Origin of the sequence: Peristeroidobacter soli (genome assembly GCF_004138485.1) — a bacterium.
GTDB classification, from domain to species: domain Bacteria; phylum Pseudomonadota; class Gammaproteobacteria; order Steroidobacterales; family Steroidobacteraceae; genus Steroidobacter; species Steroidobacter soli.
The window spans coordinates 1,227,474-1,245,575 of sequence record NZ_ML142848.1; the positions used below are offsets into that span (position 1 = coordinate 1,227,474).

Genomic DNA, 18,102 nt, shown 5'->3' on the forward strand with positions numbered 1-18,102 from the left:
CGATATGAAGCCATTCGTCGCCCTGCTGCTCGCCGTTCTCACTCCCTGGTCCGCTGCGCAGGCCTGGTCCCGCCCGGGACACATGGTCACCGCCGCGATTGCGTATGACGAATTGAGTGCGCAGGACCGACGAGTCATCGACAGGATCGTCGCGTTGGCCGAGAAACATCCGGATCGCGGCGCCTTCGAGGTCGCCGTTGGCCGTGCCACCGGCGACGAGCGCGGTCGCCGCCTGTTCCTCGAGCTCGCCCGCTGGCCGGACGACGCCCGCGGCAGCATTCACGATCATCCGACGTGGCACTACTGGTCGCGCCCCATCGTCGACAAATCGTCGCCTCCCCCACAGGTCCCTAAAGATGTCCCCCAGGGTTCGGCCAATGAAGCATTTGCACTGAACCTGAGCGTCGCCTCCGATTCACGCGCTGCAGCCGGAGAACGCGCAGTCGCGCTGGCCTGGATATTCCATCTGGTTGGCGACATGCATCAGCCCTTGCATAGCGTGTCGCAGGTATCGAAACGTTTCCCGGAAGGCGACCGCGGCGGCAGCCTGCAATTCGTGCTCGATCCGGTCGACAAGGCGCCGGTCTCCTTGCACTGGTACTGGGACGACCGGGTCAGTCGCGACGGCGAGCCCGAGCTGGCGCTGAAGAACGCCGAAGATCTCATGCGTCGCGTACCGCGCACGCAGTTCATGCTCCAACCGTTCAGGAGCGCCGCGGAGTTTTCGGAATGGGCCAAGGAGAGTTATCAGCTCGGCGACGCCGTCGCCTACGGCCCGGAACTACGAGCCAGCGATGCCGCGAAAACCGCGCCGGAACAGTCCAAGAGTTACCTCGATCAATCCCTGGAAGTCGCGGAACAGCGGCTCACATTGGCCGGCTATCGGCTCACCGAGGTACTGCGCTGGGTGTTCCGTAACGAGCGCTGATTCCGTCATCCAATTGCAATACAAGCGGTCGATCCGAAACTCGATCTGGTTCTGGAGCGGTTCATCGACGCCCCCAAGCGCCTGGTCTGGGAAGCGCTGACCCAGCCGGAACATCTCAAGCAGTGGTACATGCCCAAGCCCTGGGGAGTCGTTGCGAAGTGCGAGCTGGACGTGCGACCGGGCGGCATGTTCAGCATCGACACCGCAGCGACCGAGGGCGGCGAGGCGTTGCCCAATCTCGGCTGTTTCCTGGAAGTCGTGCCGATGGCACGACTCAGCTGGACCTCCATGCTGTTCCCTGGCTATCGCCCGGCCGTGTTCGATGACATTCCGATCACTGCCATCGTCACGCTGGAAACCGTGGGAGCCGGCACTCGCTACGTCTTCACGGCGCTACACCGGGATGCAGCCGACTTCGAAAAAAACAAAGCTTCGGGCTGGCAACAGGGGACCGAAATCGCTCTCGATCAGTTCGTAGCCCACGTGATGTCGATGAAATAGCTCCGGGCGACTTCAGTACGGTCGAAAATCGCCCGAGGCGACCGCCGTCGCACGATACGAGGGAGCAGCCGCACTCCGGCTGTTGCCACGCATCGGCGAGTTGACCGCACGACGCTCGCGAGAGTTGCTGGCGTCATGTCTATCCGACTTGGCCGGAGCGTGATCGCCAACGTCGAAGAACGCCACCGAGTCCTGCAACTGCGCCGCCTGACTGGACAGTTCTTCGGACGTAGCCGCCAGCTCTTCGGAGGCCGAGGCATTCTGTTGCGTGGCCATGCTGAGTTGATCCATGGCGGCGCCGATCTGCTTCACCGACTCGGTCTGCTCCTGTGACGCAGCGGTAATCTCCTGCACGAGATCGGAAGTGCGCTGGATCGACGGAACGATTGCGCCCAGCAATTCGCCGGCGTGTTCCGCGGTCGAGACGCTCTTGCCGGCGAGCTCGCCGATCTCCTTCGCCGCCTCCTGGCTACGCTCGGCAAGCTTGCGCACTTCGGACGCAACTACCGAGAAGCCCCTGCCATGTTCGCCCGCGCGTGCCGCCTCGATGGCCGCATTCAATGCCAGCAGATTGGTCTGATAGGCAATGTCGTCGATGATGCTGATCTTCTGTGCGATCTGTTTCATCGCGGCGACCGTCTGCGTCACCGCCTGCCCGCCTTCACCGGCCTCCTTGCTGGCCTTGGTGGCCATGCCGTCAGTGACTTTGGCGTTGTCGCTGTTCTGGGCGATCGACGCCGACATGCTCTCAACCGATGAAGTCGTCTCCTCCACCGAAGCCGCCTGTTCGGTAGCCGACTGCGACAGGCTCTGCGCCGTCGCGCTCACGTGGTTGGCGGCATCCGTCAGCGAAGCCGCAGCCGCGCGCACCTGCTCGATAATGGAGGCCAACTTGTCGCAACTTGAGTTGGCGTCGTTCTTGACCTGGTTGAATGTCCCCTGCGCCTCGCGAGTAATACGTTGGGTGAGATCGCCGGCCGCGAGGCCAGAGAACACACGACCCACATCCTCGATGATGGCAGCCAGCTTTTCGCTGGTGGCATTGGCATCCGCCTTCACGGCGCCGAAGACGCCCGTGTAATCGCGCGTGATGCGTTGGGACAGATCACCCGCCGCCAGCGCGCCGAACACACGGCCCACGTCGGAGAAAATGACGGAGGTCGTTTCCATCAGGGAATTGACGCCCGCACACAGCGATGCGATCGGCCCACTCTTGCCTTCCAGCGGAATCCGTTGCGACAGATCGCCGTCGCGGGCGGCGGAGGTAACCACCTGCGCCTGTTCGACGGCGTCACGCAACATGCGATTGGCATTGATCTCGGCCGTGATGTCGGTGGCGTACTTGACCACTTTCACCGGCTTGCCGTTCACATCCATGATCGGGTTGTAAGCCGCTTGAATCCAGATCTCTTTGCCGCCCTTGCCGATGCGTTTGTATTGACCGGTGTCGTACTCGCCGCGCCCCAGCTTCTCCCAGAACAGACGATATTCCACGCTGCCGCGATAGGCGGGATCGACGAACAGCGAGTGATGCTGTCCCTTGATCTCTTCCAGCGAATAGCCGAGCGTGGCCAGGAAATTGGCGTTGGCGTGCAGGATGCGCCCATCGAGCGAGAATTCGATGACTGCCTGCGCCTTGCTGATGGCGGCCAGCTGTCCTTCGAAATCCGCGGCGCGCTCCTTGGCGGCCGTGATGTCGGTGGCGAACTTGATGACCTTATACGGCTTGCCATTCCCATCGAGGATCGGGTTGTACGACGCCTGGATCCAGACTTCCTTCCCGCCCTTGCCGATGCGCTTGTACTGACCCTGGTCGAATTCGCCCCGATTCAGTTTGTCCCAGAACTGACGGTACTCGAGCGAGTTGGCATAGGCCGGGTCGGTAAACATGCTGTGATGACGGCCCTGCACTTCCTCGAGCCGATAGCCCAGGGTGCGCAGGAAATTGTCGTTCGCATGCAGGATGGTGCCGTCGAGCTTGAACTCGATCGTGGCCTGCACTTTATCCAGCGCGGCCAGCCGGCCCTGCATCTCGGACAACTCGCGCGCGCGCTCCAGCGCCGCTTGCCGTTCCTGTTCCGTGGGACCGAGCGCAAGCACATTACGCAACCACGACTTCGAAGCGTTCACACCTATCTCCTACGCAAGTTCGCGGAGCACATCTACGTCCTGCGCGCGGCGCTCCTTCGACGTGTAACGACTCGGTTTCCGCGCCCTGAATAGGGCTGAATCGATTTTGCGGGAAGCACTTAGCCCTCGGTGCCATTGCGACTGAGAGGGAACGGCTTGAACCATCCCCAGCAGCAACTGCCTGATGACGGGATTAGGCATCGGCCTGATGAGGCGTGTATGAGGCGTCTCACAGCAACGCTCGCTGACGTCGATCTTGAGGTACTGCAAAATTCCTCGCGGGCGGCCTGGCCGAACTCAGAAAGCAATGGCCGGTGACTTCGAGCTAAAATGTCCGTCAGATCCGCGACCTCGACCTCGAATGCAACTGATCGCCACCTGTCCCGAAGAAACCAAACCGGCCCTGGTTCTCGAGCTCGAAGCCCTGGGCGCGCTCAACATCGCGCCCGGCTATCGCGCCGTCGGCTTCGAGGCGAGCGACGCTCTTCTTTATGAGCTGCACCTCAAACTGCGAACGGCGAGCCGCATCCTGAAAGTCATCAAGGAAGTTCCGGCCAAGTCGCCGGAGATGCTGCGCTCACAGGCCCGGCGCATTCATTGGAATGAGCTGTTCGACGCGCGGCATGGCTTCATGGTCGAAAGCCAGGGTGACGACGCGGATAAGGCCGGAATGGCCCCGAAGCAAATCATCACCCAGGTGCGCGAGAGCATCCGCGACGTCTTCGAGCGCGCCCAAGGCGTGGCACCGGTCGTCGATCGAAGTGAGCCGAAGGTCGTCGTCGTGGCTCATCTGAGACACGGCCGCTGCATGCTGAGCTTCGACGTCTCGGGCAAGTCGTTACACAAGCGCGGTTATCGCGAACAGGGCCATCCGGCACCGCTCAAAGAAACGCTCTCCGCGGCGATCCTCATCATGGCGGGTTACGACGGCAGCCAGGCATTCATGGATCCAATGTGTGGCAGCGGCACGATTGCCATCGAGGCCGCGATGATGGCGGTCCGCAAGGCGCCACAGATCCATCGCAAGAAAGGCGAATTTCATTTCGAATGGCTCAAGGATTTCGATCGCGATCTGTGGCGCGCCACTCAGGATCGCGTGCGCGCCGAAAAACTGGAGGCCCCGGCGGCACCGGTCGTCGCTTCGGACATCAACCCCACCTATGTGGCGATGGCAAAGAAAAGTGCACTGGACGCGCGCGTCGAGCGATACATGACTTTCAACACGGGCCGCTTCCAGGATGCCGAGCCACCCGCACCCAGCGGAATCCTCGTGACCAATCTGCCGTATGGCGAACGCATCGGCAGCAGCGAGGGCGACATCGTGCAGCTGTACGAAGAAGTGGGCGACACCCTGAAGCAGAAGTTCAGCGGCTGGCAGGCCGCCATCCTGGCCGCCGCCGCCTCGCCCTATAAAGCGATTGGCCTCAAACCCAAGCGCACGATCTCCCTCATGAACGGCAGCATCCCCTGCAAGCTGCTGTTGTTTGATCTGTACTCGGGATCCCGTCGCGCTGTTCAACCGTGAACCGCGAGCAACCCATATCGCACGCCGGCCGCTATGAAGTGGTGGTACGCGATGGCATCGGCCGTATTCGCGATACCGTCTCGGGCGAGGTGATGCACTCGGTGAACGATCCGGCCGAGGAAGCGCACGCCCTTTATGTCGAGCAATCGCGACTGACGGAAAGATTGCGGGAGCAAAACACCGAGCCACTCGTCGTGTGGGACGTCGGCCTCGGCGCAGCGGCCAACGCGATGGCCACCATTCAGGCCGCCGAAGCGATGAATGTCGCCGATCGCGGCCGGCGGTTACTGCTGATCAGTTTCGAGAACGACTTGGACTCCCTCAAACTGGCGTTGGGTGTTCGTCAATGGTTCAAGCACCTCAACCACGTTGCGCCGGAACAATTGCTCACGAAGGACCGATGGGTGAACCGGGACGACTCGATCGAGTGGCGATTGCTTCAGGGGGATTTTGCGACCCTCAAATTCGCTGCCCCGCCGCCGGATCTGATCTTCTTCGATCCATTTTCATTCAAGACGGATAGTGAATTGTGGTCCGTGGCATCGTTCCACGAGCTGCTTCAAACATGCAACGGTCGCGCGACAGAATTATTCACGTACACCTACTCCACCGCCGTTCGGGCGGCGATGCTCGTCGCGGGTTTCCACGTGGCCAAGGGATGCGCGACCGGACCGAAAACAGAAACGACCATTGGTTTGTCGCCGCTCGCTGCGCGAGGCAATCACCGCCGGGAATTGCTCGGCGCAGCTTGGTTGCTTCGATGGAGCCGCAGCGGAGCACAAACGCCTTTCGGCGTGAGTGGAGACGATGAATCGTGGCGTGCAGCGGTGACTGGGCATCCGCAGTTTCAGTCGACTTGAGAAGTGGATGCCGCGGCCCATGAGCCGCGACACCCGCGCTGACTCAGCGAGAGGCGCCAGGCGCCGGCGTGTTGAGCAACTGCTGTTCCCAGAGATATGCAATGCCACTACCAGCGGCATGCTGCTTGAGAACCTCGGTCAGCTCGGCGGCGTGGTCGGTCCGCGCCCAGTCGCGCTGCCATTCGGCCGCCAGTGCCAGCCAGGTCATCATGTTCGCGCCGGCCGCGATCATGCGTTGAATGGCGACCTCGTGCGCTTCGACCGACGTAGCACCGGACGCATCGGTAATCACCGTCACATCCCAGCCTTCGCCCAGCGCCTGGATCACCGGCATCGCGACGCAGATCTCGGTCCACAGGCCCGCGATGATCAGCTGCTTGCGACCGGTCGCCTTGACCGCATCCACCACTTTCCGATCCTCCCAGGTGTTGATGAACGTCCGGTCGATCACTTGCTGACCGGGGAATACCTCCGTGATCTGAGGGAAGATGAGGCCGCCCCGCTCGGCGATCACGCTGGTTAGAATGGTGGGGACGCCAAACGCCCTGGCGGCCTTCGCCAGCGCGGTGGAATTGTTGACCACCATGTGCGGATCGTGGCTGTTCAAATTCGCGAGCTGGTAGGGCTGGTGGTCGATCAGAACGAGTACCGAATCTTCAGGTCGAAGCAGCGAAGCGAGGCCATTGCGAAAGGTCATGACTACATCCATTGATGCTGAGGTTGGTTTCCGGGAGCGCGGTGCCGACTGGGGCGCCGCTGGTGGAAAACGGACCTTGCCATTCACCTCCCTGCCGCGGTAGTCACGTTTTGTGCCACGCTGTGTCGCCTGATTGGGAACGCCGAATTGGATATCGAAGAGCTGCGGACATTTGTAGAAGTTGCTGACGCTGGCGGCGTTTCGCCCGCCGCCCGCCGGCTCGGCGTCGCCAAGTCCATCGTGAGTCGACGACTGCTCCGTCTCGAAGCGGAGCTCGGCGTCCAACTCCTGGCGCGAAACACCCGCGGTGCCGCCCTCACCGAAGCCGGACTTACGTTTCGAGACCATGCAGCCAGAGCGTGCGCTGAAATCGATGCGGCCCGGGAAACCATCCTGCCGACAGGCGACCTTCGCGGACGCTTGCGAATCGCCGCGCCGCTCTCTTTCGGCCCAACCCACTTTGCTGCCGTTCTCGCGAAGATGGCGCAACGTCACCCGCAGCTTCACATTCATACTTATTACAGCGATCGTTTCGTCGATGTCGTCGCGGAGGGTTTCGATTGTGCGATCCGGGTCGGCTATCTCCAGGACTCCACCTTGATTGCACGATGCGTCGGGCCGCTCTATGGGAAGCTGGTCGCGAGCCCCAACTACATCAAAGCGCACGGTTCGCCGGAGACGCCGGAAGATCTCGCCGCTCATGAAGCCCTCATGCAAGGAACAGAGAGCTGGCAGTTCATGGATGGCGAGAATATCGTCACGGTTCATCCACGAGGACACTTCAAAGCCGACAACGGCACCGCGCTCCTTGCCGCGGCCGTTGCAGGGCTCGGCATCGCTTATCTTCCCAATGGACTCACCGATGAGTACGTGACATCCGGAGCGCTGGTCCCAGTCATGACGCGCTATCCGCCGCCACCGGCAGGTATCTATGTCATCCGCCCGCCGGGGAGCCATCCGTCACGAAAGGTACGCGTGCTCACGGAGTTGCTGATCGAATGTTTTGAACAGTCGGCGCACGAACCCCACTAATTTTAAAATTCAGGGCGCAACCGCAGCCTGTTTAAGAGCACACTCTCCCCAGCTCAAAACGTCTCCAACCTTTGAGCGCTCCTACTGAACCTTTCTGTCGAGAGTGCAATGCATGAAACGTCGCAACTCACTCAAACCCACCGCAGACCCTCGCGCGCTCTACACAGCAACGGACGCCGCGACACCACCGCAGACGCTGGACGAAGCCATCGAACGCGTGCGCTCCCTCCTGCTGGAGGTCCGCGCGATGCTCCATTGCTTGTCCGAGGTACTGCAGTACTCGGATGACGATGACGGTGTCCTGCACGCGGAAGTCGCAGACGCAGCGGCGCGATGGATCAACGACTCCGCGGCAGATCTGGATATGGTGAAGCTGCGGCCGCTGATTGCGGCGATCAGAAAGCGGGAGGATGAGTCGGGGTCGGGTGGCTGTGGTTTGTATCAGCGCCTAAGTGCATGAGTTAACGCCAGATTGACCAGGAGATATGCTTGCCTTACTCTGCGTTCCCGCGCATATCCATAACATCCAAGAGCGCCAACGAATATCAAGCGGCCAATCCGTTTGGCTGTCTCCTTCGGGAACAGAGCAAGCGGTGCGGCCCCTTTCTTTGCGGTGCTCCGAGTGTGGCAACCTGCTAACTCAAGCGCACAGCCTCCAAATACTGTAACGCTGTTCATTGCCCAAGCCTGGCATGAACTGCTCAACCCGCAGACTCCTGATACGTTCCAGGCGCGTGTGCTCGATTTGCCCATGCTGATTGATGAGCTGTCAGGAGTCGCCGAGCTGGCACGTGAAGATGAGCGCTGGTCAAACTACCTGCCAGCGATCGCAGCCGAGATAAAGGACAACCGACAGCAGGAGGCACCCTATCTCGCGCGAGATTCCCGCCTTGCCTCCGCCATCGACGCGGTGATCGCTACTATCGATTCTGACACCAGGTCCCCGAACGTCCTGCGCGAACGATCTCAAATCGCCCTGACTCTCCTGGGTGACGTGCAAGCGCGGTGGCAGAAACACGCGCTTGAACTGGCGGCCGGCGACGGCCACCAGAAACAACTCTTGCTGCATCGCCTGTCAACGTTAGCGACGCATGTCCTGGACCGAGGGCTGGAGGAAGAGTCGCTCGCAAAGATTCATGGCGACAACTGCAGGGGCACTCCAGCTCCATTTGTTGAATCAGCCACGGGCTGCACGAGCGCCGGTCCGCGTAACTACACCTGCCTCCTCGCACTTTACGGAAGCCGGAGTGACCTCGCGGCTCTCATCGCCAATTCAAAGTTCACGCAGGTCGGCAAGGGCGCGGGAATTCGTCACGACGAGACATCGAAGCACTGGCATCAGGAGTACGGCGATCTATTCTTCGTCAGCTTTCCGTGCAGCGCGGTCTCGCGACGGATGGCTGCCGAACAATCTCTCCAAGCTATATCGACATTGCTGAATGTCCAGAATCTTTACCACAACAGCGCTGACTTCAGAGCCGGAGCGAGGGTACTCGTCTACGACCAGAACTACAGTGCGTTTTCCGTCGAAGTGAGTCCTGAAAAGCACTTCGGTCTCTTTCCGCGATCCGAATACCGGCGACTCAGCCGCGAAACCTACGCGCGAGTCGGACACCGCCTCGACGGACGCATCTCCAATGCACTGGAGTGCCATGCGTTGGCTCTCAGCGCCGATCATCCGAAAACAGCCATCATCAATCTTTGGACCGCTCTGGAAACCATCACAGGATTCTTGGGAGCCAAAGCGACCGGCGCGCGAGTAGCCGATTGCATCGCGCCCATCATCGCGAGGCGTCGGGTCGATAAAATCGCCACCTACCTGGCGCTCTCGGTTCATTCGATGGCGCAATGGGATGGACGAGGCATCGATTCAACCTTCCTGCCGGCCTCATCGGAGAAATTCGTCGCGCCGGATGACATCCTTCGAGCGGTCACTGGGAAAGCAAACAATCCGGCAGTAGAGTACTTGCTGCAGAGAAGCGCCGAATATCCGCTGCTGGTGAACCGCTTGTTCACAGTCTGGCAGCAGTTCCACGACCCCAAGGCTCTTGCGGGGTCGCTTGCACAGTCCAGGAAAAGAGTCGAATGGCAGATCTCTCGTATCTATCGTGCTCGAAACCTGTTGGTTCATCGTGGCGATCAAAGCAGGTACACGTGGAGGTTACTGCGCAACGCGCACTACTATGTTTCGTCTACCATCAGTCGCGTGCTGCACGATCTTCGTGATCAACCGCGCTGGACGGTCGATACATCGCTCGTGCATCAACAGCAACGCTACGACTACCTCCACGACCAGCTATTCTCCAAGCAGGGCGCAACGATTGTGTTTTCTGACCTGCTTCTGCAAAAGACCCGCAATTCAGACACGAAGGTCTGGGCCTGATTCCCAGCCGAAAGACTCGAGGCAGCTGCATAAAAATCAGCGAACCGGCCCATCCCTGCGCAAAATCTCCTCATCCGACTCTTGTTATGCTCGATCCAAAGCAGGGAGATGGATCGATGATGAAATACCTGGCGCTAGCGTTCGTTCTGTTCGCGGGCCCGACGCCTGCGCGGGCGACGTGGTCGGTAATCGCGCTGGATGCGCGTAGCGGTCAGGTGGTCATCGCGTCGGCGACCTGCGTTCGGCAAGAGGCATTTCCGAAGCGCGAGCCCAGCGCTGCGCGCGACTTGATGGATCTGCAGGCGGTGATCGTGCCCGGCGGCACGCTGCTCGGCGATCAAGTGGTCTATCTGGCCGCGCTCGCATTCACCCGCGCCACCGGCACGCTAGCCGATCGCGTCATGGCCGCGATGGAAGCGGCGGACGCCAACGGCGGGGACCACCGCTGCAATTGCGGATCGAACCCGATGGACTTCGTCCCCTGCGACAACAAGACGGCGCATGTTTCCTACATCGCCATCGCGGAGAAAGACGACCCGCAGGGCGTCACTCACAACGATGGCAAATACTTTGCGTACATCAGCGTGATGGATAACGACATCAAGCGCGGCGAAAGCGGCAACCCGGTACGCACGCTTCGTATGCGCTACGACGCGTGGGTGAAATCCGGCTCGCCGCGACTGGCGCCACCGCCGCCGACGCTGTATCAACCGAAGACCTGAGACGCGAGGCTAGCCGCCCGCCGGCAACTGCGCCCGGTTATCTGGAACGCGCCGGTACGCCGACGCATCCAGACGAGTTGGAAAGCTCACATCATCGCATCGTGTTTTTTATGGGGACGATTGGGCAAGCCGTTGCCAGATGAGCGCCTGCGTCGAAGCAATGAATGGAGACAATCGGCATCTCCCCTCCCAGCGATCAGCGCGCCCCATTGAGACAGCGCTTCAAGGCATCCCGGGCCGCGAGTCCCGAGTGCCAGGCGATGTCCGCAATGGACTGCCCCTGGTACTGCACCTCAAAGCTCCAGTTGTCCTCCATACCCGCCATCAGTGCATCGATGCTCGGTACGGCAAACGCAATCATCGGCCGCGCAGTCGCGCCCACAGTCATGAACACTGCGTTCAGCGTTGCGGGGGCCTCGTTGCCCTGCTTCAAGGTCACCAACACTTTCTGCCCGGCTTGCAACTTGGGAAACTGGTGATCGTCCATCAATGGCGCGAAGGCAAGTAGGGCTCCGCGGTAGTCCCCGCCCGGCCCGAACAACGTCACTGTCATGCCTTCCTTGAACGAGTCCTCGCCACCGACCTGAGGCTCGCGCTTGGCGCGAAGAAACGTCGCGGCGCAGAACTCTCCGGCTTTCGCCTGGGAGTTGGCCTGCATGAACTCCCACCACCCGGCGAGGATTTTTTCCCGGTACTGCCGCGCTTCTTCTTTATTGAGCTCGAGGATGCGCTTGGGGTCGAGTTGCTTCTGCGACTTGTCCATCACGGAACCGAGCACATCGAAAGCCTCCGCCGGCGCGGGCGCCGCTCCCTGACAGGGAGCGGCGACGAGGGCGGCCAGCATGCCCGTGGCCCACAGGAGTTTTCCGAGCATCGTTGTTTCGCCGGTCATCGCGACGCCTCTTTCGCCAGATCGTCACAAAGCATTCGCTGTCTGCCCAATCCCGCGTCCTCATAAGTCGATCGCACCAGGATGTCGTCGACCAGCCAGGCCCCGGCGCCGTCCTGTTTGGTTTTGAATTCGACGAAACACTCCGCATACCCGCCGGCCTCGCCACCGATCACTGCCCCTTGCGCGCCGATCACGGTCACGCCCGGCTTTTCCCAGTACTTCGTGTAGCGCAGAAACCGGCTGTCGCCGGCTTGATTGAAATCGGGATTGCCCATGACCTTGACCACGTCTTCCTCGGGCCTGCCTTTCCAGAGAATCAAGAGATTGGATTCGATCGGGGTGATCTTCTTGCCGTCGGGGCGGGTGGTATTCTTTCTGGCCGCCATTTCCGCCTGACTCTTCTTGATGCCCGCCAGCAGGCTGTTCTTGGCCGCTTCGATGGTGGGGGCAGCACTGGCCTGCATTTCCTCGAGCTTCCGCAGGGCCGCCGCCTTTTCCTCCTCGGTGGGCTTTCTGCTCCATTTACCGCTGGGATCCGGCCGCTTGCCGGCGACGACCTGCTCGTACCAGAACTGGTTCCAGGCGAAATCCAGAAACTCCGGCGCAAGCGTCGCGCCGATCAGCGCCATGTCGGAGGGCAAGCCGAGCCGGGCAATCTTCTCCCCGAAGCCCTTGAAGTCGAAATCCTCGCCCTGGATCGACTGGTGCAAGGCCTGGTCGATGTCGATGTGGTTGCAGGCAATGGCGCCGGCCCGGGACAGCATGGTGGCATCCGAGGTCTTCCAGTCGCTGACGGGAACAGGTTCGGATTGCAGATCCGAGCGCCGCAACTGGTAGCTCCCAGGCCCGATGCGGAACGTCACCGCGTCGCCCGCGCGGACCTTCTGCTTATTGGCGGTCAGCTTGTAGCTCGACATATCCATCGAGTACGCCGCCGGACACTGAAACTGCAGTTTCATGTGGACGAACTCGGGCTTCTTCGCGCTCTCATACACCGCGGTGACGTCGAGCTCACGGGTTTCGATCGGCCCCATGATCTGGTCGGGCGGAGTGCGATTGGTGATCGTACGCAGGTCCGCGAAGTACAGTTCGCGGTCACCCACCTCGCCTTGATATTGCAGAATGATCCCGAAAGCGTGCGCCTCTAATGGAAGCAGGAGCGAGGCCACTGACAACAGAAACACCCTGCGCATCGTCTTCACGCACTTTCCCCCTCACGGCAGTACCGGTCAACGCAATCAAAAACCCGGATTACAGGGCAACCGCACAGAATCGGGTAGCTGTCAGATCTTACAGGCCGCTGTCGCAGCCGATTCAAAACGGATGCGGATTGATCAATCCGCGCAGGATGGCGCGTGCGATGGCGTGCTGGCGGTTGCAGACATCCAGCTTGATCATGGAGTTATTGAGGTGGAAATTGACGGTACGCTCCGACATGCGGAGCAGCTGGCCGATCTCCCAGGAGGTCTTGCCGTCGGCAGCCCATCGCAGGCATTCGGCCTCGCGTGGGGTCAACACTTGCGGCGGTTCGGAGTCCGTGCTGACCAGCACGCGACGTACCGCTTCATGCACATGCCCCGCCAACATTTGCACGAAGGGCAAGGCCTGCCGCGTTATTTCCCGCGCTCCGGCATCGTTGCGATCGACCGAAAAACTGAGGATGCCGAGTTCGCCGTGAGGACTGTGGATGGGCATGCTGATGCCGGACCTGAGACCGAAGTCGGCGGCTTCGTTCATGACTTGCGAGGGCAGCGACCGCGGCTTGTACGCCAGGGCGTGCCACTCGACGGGAACGACATGCTGAGCGCAGTGGATGACCGCCGGGTCGCTCGCGGCATAGCCGCTTTCCCAGTAGTGGTCGAGCCACGCATCGGGATAGCCCTTGAGCATGATGACGCGCGCCTCGGCGAATTGGGTCGGAATCCTCAGCGCGTAGACGAAGAAATTGAATCCCAGTTGTTTGGCGTACGAGGCGCACAGCGCGGTGATTTCTTCGATGCCGTCGACTGACGAAAAGCGTTGTGAGGTGTCGTGGAAGAAATTCATCGGTCAGCGGTTCTTCACCAAGCCCGCCACAAACTCCTGCACCGACATCTTCTCCAGCCTCCCCCGATCCGCGAACATCGCCTTGATCGCCTCAGCCTGCTTCGGCGCGAACAGCTCCGTAACGGCCGCCTCGAACTTCTGCACGAGCACTGGCATGCCCTCCGCACGACGCTTGCGATGACCCAAGGGATAGTCGACCTGCACCCGCTCCGTGCGAGTCCCATCCTTGAAGAACACCTGTACCGCATTCCCGATCGCCCGCTTATCCGGCGCGTAGTACTCCTCCGTGAAGGTCGTGTTCTCACTCACGACCATCTTCCCTCTCAACACATCGATGCGCGGATCACTCGCCACAGCATCCTCATAGTCCGACGCCTGCAGCCGGCCGAAGATCAGCGCAATCGCGGTCATGTACTGAATGCAGTGATCGCGGTCGGCGGGATTGTTCAGAGGCCCGGTCTTGTCGATGATGCGGACGCCCGACTCCTGCGTCTCGATCACCACGCGTTCGATATTCTCGATGTGACGTTTCACCTGCGGGTGCAGCTTCATCGCCGCTTCAACGGCTGTCTGGCCGTGGAACTCCGCGGGGAAGGAAATCTTGAACAGGATGTTTTCCATCACGTAGCTGCCGAAGGGCTGAGGGAACGACAGCGCCTTGCCCCTCATCAACACATCCTGGAATCCCCACGTCGAGGCCGTGACCGCCGATGGATAGCCCATCTCGTCCACCATCGCCATCAACGCATGACGCACAGCCCGGCTGGTCGCATCACCCGCCGCCCAGCTCTTCCGCGATCCGGTATTCGGAGCATGTCGATAGGTCCGTAACGCGCCGCCATCCACGAACGCATTGGAAACCGCATTGATCACCTGTTCACGTGAGCCGCCGAGCATGGCGGTAGTCACAGCAGTGGACGCAAGGCGAACCAACAGAACGTGATCCAACCCAACCCGATTGAAACTATTCTCCAGCGCACCGACCCCCTGGATCTCATGCGCCTTGATCATCGCCGTGAGCAAGTCTCTCACGCGCAGCGTCGTCTTGCCCTGCGCCCCGCTCCGGCGAGCCAGGAAATCAGCGACTGCGAGAATGCCGCCGAGGTTGTCGGAAGGATGGCCCCACTCCGCGGCCAACCAGGTGTCGTTGAAGTCGAGCCAGCGAACCATCGAGCCGATATTGAACGCCGCCTGCACCGGGTCGAGCTCATAGCTCGTGCCCGGCACTCGCGAGCCGCCGGGCATCACCGCGCCCGGCACCACCGGCCCCAGCAACTTCGTGCACGCAGGATACTGCAAAGCCTGGAAGCCGCAGGCCAATGTATCCATCAAGCAGTAGTAAGCGGTCTCGTAAGCCGCTTCGCTGTCGATCTGATACGACAGCACGTACTCGGCGATCGCGGTGAGTATCGGATCCGGCGCCGGACGTTGCGCCGACTTGAGATCGTGATGGGCCATTACTTCCTCTGATCCAGCGGCACGAACTTCAGATTCTCCGGGCCGGTGTAATTCGCGCTCGGGCGGATGATCTTGCCGTCCTCGCGCTGTTCGATCACGTGCGCGGCCCAGCCGGTCGTGCGGGCGATGACGAACAACGGAGTAAACATCGCGGTCGGCACGCCCATCAGGTTGTAGGAGACCGCCGAGTACCAGTCCAGGTTCGGGAACATGTTCTTGATCTCTCTCATCGTCTTTTCCAGACGCGCGGCGACGTCGAACATCTTGCTGTCGCCCGCTTCCTGCGCCAGCTTCTGGGCGACGTTCTTGATGACCTCGTTGCGCGGATCGGAGATCGTATAGACCGGATGACCGAAACCGATGATCACTTCCTTGTTCGCCACGCGCTTGCGGATGTCCTCATCGGCTTGTTCGGGCGAGTCATAGCGCTGCTGGATTTCGAACGCGACTTCATTCGCGCCGCCGTGCTTCGGCCCGCGCAAGGCGCCGATCGCGCCCGTGATGGCCGAATACATATCCGAGCCGGTGCCCGCGATGACGCGAGCAGCAAACGTCGACGCGTTGAACTCGTGCTCGGCATAAAGAATGAGCGACGTATGCATCGCATGCACCCACTCACGCGACGGCGTCTCCTGATGCAACAGATGCAGGAAGTGACCGCCGATCGAATCGTCGTCGGTATCCACATCGATGCGACGACCGTGATGGCTGTAGTGATACCAATAGGTGAGCATGGAGCCGAGGCTGGCGATGAGCCGGTCGGCGATATCACGGGCCGCTGCAGCCGCGTGATGTTCGGGCTCCGGAAGAATGCAGCCCAACGTCGACACACCGGTACGCATGACATCCATCGGATGAGCGCCGGCGGGAATCTGCTCGAGCACCGACTTGAGCGCGGCAGGCAGGCCACGCAGACGTGACAGCTTCGCTTTGTAGCCGGCGAGCTCGGCGTGATTCGGCAGTTTGCCGTGAATCAGCAGGTACGCGATTTCCTCGAACTCGCAGCTCTTGGCGATATCGAGGATGTCATAACCCCGATAGTGCAGATCGTTGCCGCTGCGGCCGACGGTGCACAGTGCGGTATTTCCAGCAGTCACACCGGACAGTGCGACGGATTTCTTCGGCTTGAAACCTGCGTTCGAAGATGCTTCGGTCATCGCGAGCCCCCTGACGATTGCTCTGAATAAATTCCCTGGCGAGCCGCGCTGGAAATGCGCAGAGCGCAGCACTGCCGCTACTTTGCCACACTGGCCAGTCCGGCACGTGCGAACAATGGGGTATTGCCGAAGCCGCCGGCCCGGAGGGCTCGGCGGCGGCAAACTCAGGCTTGAGGCGCGGCGGCCTGTACCGGGCCGGCGAGGTTCTTCAGCGGCACCGTTTCGTCGGCGAGTGCGGCGGGATCGAAGGGTTTACAAGCCGCCACCATGCGCTTGGCGACCATGAATTCCTGGGCGCGATTGACGGCGTCGACGGCGATCAGCCGGCCTTGCTTCAAATAGAACGCAGCGAACGACTTGTTCTGCATCGAGCCACGCAGCACGAATTGATCGTAGCCTTGCGACAGCCCGGTCATTTGCAACTTCAGATCGTACTGATCGGACCAGAACCAGGGCACCGAGTCGTAAACTTTCGGTTTGCCGGCAAGCGAACCCGCGGCAACGCGCGCCTGCTCGACAGCATTCGGCACCGACTCCAGACGAATGCGACGTCCGCAGAACACGCTGGGATGACTCGTACAGTCACCGGCCGCAACGATGTCCGGATCGGACGTGACCGCGTACTCGTTGACGACGATGCCGTTGTCCACCTCCAGACCAGCAGCCTGCGCCAGTTCGGTGTTCGGCAACAAGCCGATACCGACGACCACGAAGTCCGCCGGAATCACCACACCGCCCGTGCAATGAACCGCAGTCACCGCGTCGCCCGCTTCGTTGAAGTCGAGGCCGGTCACTTCGATGTTGGTGCGCAGATCGACCCCGGCATTGCGATGGATCGTCTCGTAGAACTCCGACATCTGCGGCGCCGTCACTCGCGCGAGCACGCGCGGCAACGCTTCGAGCACGGTGACCTTCACGTCGCGAGCAATTGCCGACGCGGCAACTTCCAATCCAACGTAACCGCCACCGATAACGACCAGCCGCTGCCCTTCCTGGAAGCGCTCGCGAATCGCCATCACGTCATCGATATTGCGCAGGTAATGGAAGTTCCTGGTCCGCTCGGCGCGAGCCGCATCGCTGATGGTCATGCGACGGGCGCGACCGCCGGTGGCCAGGCCCAGCTTGGAATACGTGACTTCACGACCGTCATCGAACACCAGCTTCTTGTTGGCCCGATCGATGCGCTCGACGCGGCGGCTCAACAGCAAGCCGATGTTTGCTTTCTCATACGCAGCCTGTTGCCGCAGATACAGCGCCGTCGCCTCGCACTCGCCTTTCAGATAGGCCTTCGACAGCGGCGGGCGCTGATATGGCAGATACGCCTCTTCGCCGATGACCGTCAGCGGCCCGGCATAGCCTTGTTGACGTAGCGCGAACGCGAGCTCGCCGCCGGCATGACCCGCGCCGACGATATAAATGTGATCTTCAGTGTGCGTATCGGACATCATTCTTCCGGAGCGAGGATCACGCGCAGGCCGTCGTGTTCCGGCTGCAACTGGATCTGACAGGACAGACGCGAATTGTCCTGGCGGAACTGCAGCTCGGCGAGCAGATCGCCTTCATCGCTCTGACGCTCCGGCAGCTTCGCCACCCATTCCGGGGCGATGTAGACATGGCAGGTGGCGCAGGAGCACATGCCACCGCAGATTGCGCTGACGCCGTAGTCCAATTCGCGCAGCGTTTCCATCAAAGAGCCCTGCGGCGCCGTCTCCACCTCATGCTCACCGCCATTGCGGTCCACCACGCTCAACCGAATACTCATTCAAATGCT

Annotated in this window: 17 protein-coding genes and 1 pseudogene; 9 read left to right on the plus strand and 9 right to left on the minus strand. The window is 61.1% G+C overall.

Annotation, left to right across the window (positions count from 1 at the left end):
• The first annotated feature begins 4 nt into the window (after positions 1-4).
• The gene (locus EKO19_RS05080; protein WP_129775287.1) at positions 5-928 is read left to right on the plus strand and encodes a S1/P1 nuclease; all 924 of its coding nucleotides are present in this window, start codon (positions 5-7) and stop codon (positions 926-928) included.
• A gap of 12 nt (positions 929-940) precedes the next feature.
• Positions 941-1,429 (plus strand): SRPBCC domain-containing protein, encoded by a 489-nt coding sequence (locus EKO19_RS05085; RefSeq protein WP_129775288.1) that lies wholly within the window; start codon positions 941-943, stop codon positions 1,427-1,429.
• Between the two features lie 12 nt (positions 1,430-1,441).
• Here the strand turns inward: EKO19_RS05085 and EKO19_RS05090 are convergent, their stop codons facing one another.
• Positions 1,442-3,460: a methyl-accepting chemotaxis protein gene (locus EKO19_RS05090; RefSeq protein WP_456107271.1), complete on the minus strand. Its 2,019-nt coding sequence runs from the start codon at positions 3,458-3,460 to the stop codon at positions 1,442-1,444.
• A 460-nt stretch (positions 3,461-3,920) separates the two neighbouring features.
• Here EKO19_RS05090 and EKO19_RS05095 point away from each other — a divergent pair, with 460 nt between their 5' ends.
• Together EKO19_RS05095 and EKO19_RS05100 are read left to right on the plus strand one after the other, a co-directional pair.
• Entirely contained in the window at positions 3,921-5,084 is a 1,164-nt protein-coding gene (locus EKO19_RS05095; protein ID WP_175596958.1) for a THUMP domain-containing class I SAM-dependent RNA methyltransferase, read from the plus strand.
• On the plus strand, positions 5,081-5,944 hold the full coding sequence (locus EKO19_RS05100) for an MnmC family methyltransferase (protein ID WP_129775291.1): 864 nt from the start codon (positions 5,081-5,083) through the stop codon (positions 5,942-5,944). The genes EKO19_RS05095 and EKO19_RS05100 overlap by 4 nt, the downstream gene beginning before the upstream one ends.
• 43 nt (positions 5,945-5,987) lie before the next feature.
• Here EKO19_RS05100 and EKO19_RS05105 read toward each other — a convergent pair whose 3' ends face one another.
• Complete coding sequence (locus tag EKO19_RS05105) at positions 5,988-6,641, minus strand: hydrolase (protein WP_129775292.1); 654 nt, start codon at positions 6,639-6,641, stop codon at positions 5,988-5,990.
• Positions 6,642-6,788: 147 nt separating this feature from the next.
• On the opposite strand from EKO19_RS05105, the gene EKO19_RS05110 reads away from it, so the two are divergent.
• The 5 genes and pseudogenes from EKO19_RS05110 to EKO19_RS39745 form a co-directional block, all read left to right on the plus strand.
• Positions 6,789-7,673 (plus strand): LysR family transcriptional regulator, encoded by an 885-nt coding sequence (locus EKO19_RS05110; protein ID WP_129775293.1) that lies wholly within the window; start codon positions 6,789-6,791, stop codon positions 7,671-7,673.
• Between the two features lie 112 nt (positions 7,674-7,785).
• Positions 7,786-8,133 (plus strand): hypothetical protein, encoded by a 348-nt coding sequence (locus EKO19_RS05115; RefSeq protein WP_129775294.1) that lies wholly within the window; start codon positions 7,786-7,788, stop codon positions 8,131-8,133.
• A 162-nt stretch (positions 8,134-8,295) separates the two neighbouring features.
• Positions 8,296-10,056, plus strand: coding sequence for a hypothetical protein (locus EKO19_RS05120; RefSeq protein WP_129775295.1), 1,761 nt, complete (start codon positions 8,296-8,298; stop codon positions 10,054-10,056).
• A gap of 116 nt (positions 10,057-10,172) precedes the next feature.
• Positions 10,173-10,778 (plus strand): DUF1028 domain-containing protein, encoded by a 606-nt coding sequence (locus EKO19_RS05125; RefSeq protein ID WP_157995122.1) that lies wholly within the window; start codon positions 10,173-10,175, stop codon positions 10,776-10,778.
• 29 nt (positions 10,779-10,807) lie between these two features.
• A pseudogene (locus EKO19_RS39745) lies at positions 10,808-10,916 on the plus strand (LysR family transcriptional regulator); the annotation flags it as partial.
• A 58-nt stretch (positions 10,917-10,974) separates the two neighbouring features.
• Here the strand turns inward: EKO19_RS39745 and EKO19_RS05135 are convergent.
• From EKO19_RS05135 to EKO19_RS05165, 7 genes are all read right to left on the minus strand, one after another.
• A complete protein-coding gene (locus EKO19_RS05135) occupies positions 10,975-11,652 on the minus strand; it encodes a hypothetical protein (RefSeq protein ID WP_129775298.1) in 678 nt (225 codons plus the stop codon).
• Between the two features lie 14 nt (positions 11,653-11,666).
• Positions 11,667-12,593, minus strand: coding sequence for a hypothetical protein (locus EKO19_RS05140; RefSeq protein ID WP_129775299.1), 927 nt, complete (start codon positions 12,591-12,593; stop codon positions 11,667-11,669).
• 391 nt (positions 12,594-12,984) lie between these two features.
• Positions 12,985-13,716 (minus strand): helix-turn-helix transcriptional regulator, encoded by a 732-nt coding sequence (locus EKO19_RS05145; RefSeq protein WP_129775300.1) that lies wholly within the window; start codon positions 13,714-13,716, stop codon positions 12,985-12,987.
• A 3-nt stretch (positions 13,717-13,719) separates the two neighbouring features.
• Positions 13,720-15,174, minus strand: coding sequence for a bifunctional 2-methylcitrate dehydratase/aconitate hydratase (locus tag EKO19_RS05150; protein WP_129775301.1), 1,455 nt, complete (start codon positions 15,172-15,174; stop codon positions 13,720-13,722).
• Positions 15,174-16,331 (minus strand): bifunctional 2-methylcitrate synthase/citrate synthase, encoded by a 1,158-nt coding sequence (gene prpC / locus EKO19_RS05155; protein ID WP_129775302.1) that lies wholly within the window; start codon positions 16,329-16,331, stop codon positions 15,174-15,176. The genes EKO19_RS05150 and prpC overlap by 1 nt, the downstream gene beginning before the upstream one ends.
• A gap of 164 nt (positions 16,332-16,495) precedes the next feature.
• Positions 16,496-17,776: an NAD(P)/FAD-dependent oxidoreductase gene (locus tag EKO19_RS05160; protein ID WP_129775303.1), complete on the minus strand. Its 1,281-nt coding sequence runs from the start codon at positions 17,774-17,776 to the stop codon at positions 16,496-16,498.
• On the minus strand, positions 17,776-18,093 hold the full coding sequence (locus tag EKO19_RS05165; protein WP_217705122.1) for a 2Fe-2S iron-sulfur cluster-binding protein: 318 nt from the start codon (positions 18,091-18,093) through the stop codon (positions 17,776-17,778). The genes EKO19_RS05160 and EKO19_RS05165 overlap by 1 nt, the downstream gene beginning before the upstream one ends.
• Positions 18,094-18,102: the final 9 nt, after the last annotated feature.